The organism is Melaminivora alkalimesophila (assembly GCF_000282995.1).
GTDB classification, from domain to species: Bacteria; Pseudomonadota; Gammaproteobacteria; order Burkholderiales; family Burkholderiaceae_C; genus Melaminivora; species Melaminivora alkalimesophila.
Genome location: NZ_ALEE01000481.1, coordinates 1 through 834, shown reverse-complemented (window position 1 = coordinate 834; position 834 = coordinate 1). Strand labels below are relative to the sequence as shown.

Genomic DNA, 834 nt, shown 5'->3' with positions numbered 1-834 from the left:
CGGCCGACGCGCCGGCACCGGCAGAGACCGCCGCCGCCCCGGCCGCGACCGAGCCTGCGACGGGCGCCGCCGAGCCCGGCGCCACACAGCCTACCGACACCCCGGCCGCCGAAGGCGCGCAGACCGATGCCGCGGCGCAGGCACCCGCCGAGGCCGAGGCTCCGCCCGCCCAGGAACCCGCCGCACCGGCGCCTGCGCCCGCACCGGCACCCGCCCCTGCGCCCGTGAGCTACGAAGAGCCCAGCTTCTTCGATACGCTGATGGAAGACCCGCTGCTGCCCGGCACTGCCGCCGCGCTGATCCTGGCCCTGCTCGGCTATGGGGGCTTTCGCACATGGCAGAAGCGCCGCGCCGCGCAAGGCGTGGACAGCTCCTTCATGGAGAGCCGGCTGAAAGCCGACTCCTTCTTCGGAGTGAGCGGCGGCCAGCGCGTGGACACGGCCGCCAGCGAGCTGACCACTGGCTCCTCGTCCATGACCTACTCGCCCAGCCAGCTCGATGCGGGCGACGTGGACCCCGTGGCCGAGGCCGACGTCTACCTGGCCTATGGCCGCGACCTGCAAGCCGAGGAAATCCTCAAGGAAGCCCAGCGCCACCACCCCGATCGCGCCTCGATCCCTCTCAAGCTGGCAGAAATCTACGCCAAGCGCCAGGACCGCCGTGCGCTGGAGGCGGCCGCCACGGACGTGCAGCGGCTGACCGGCGGCCAGGGGCCCGACTGGGCACGGGTGGCCGACCTGGGCCGCAGCCTCGACCCGGAGAACCCCCTCTACCAGAGTGCCCCCCTGGGCAGCGCGGCCCCCGGCATGGGCGCCGCCGCCGCGGGCGCCGCCG

The 834-nt window shown here is 74.7% G+C and carries 1 protein-coding gene; it reads left to right on the top strand.

Features of this window, described 5'->3' with window-relative positions; genetic code table 11:
* Positions 1–224 precede the first annotated feature (224 nt).
* Positions 225–834: type IV pilus assembly protein FimV (locus A612_RS09450; RefSeq protein ID WP_478212054.1), on the top strand; the 610-nt coding region annotated here is incomplete at its 3' end.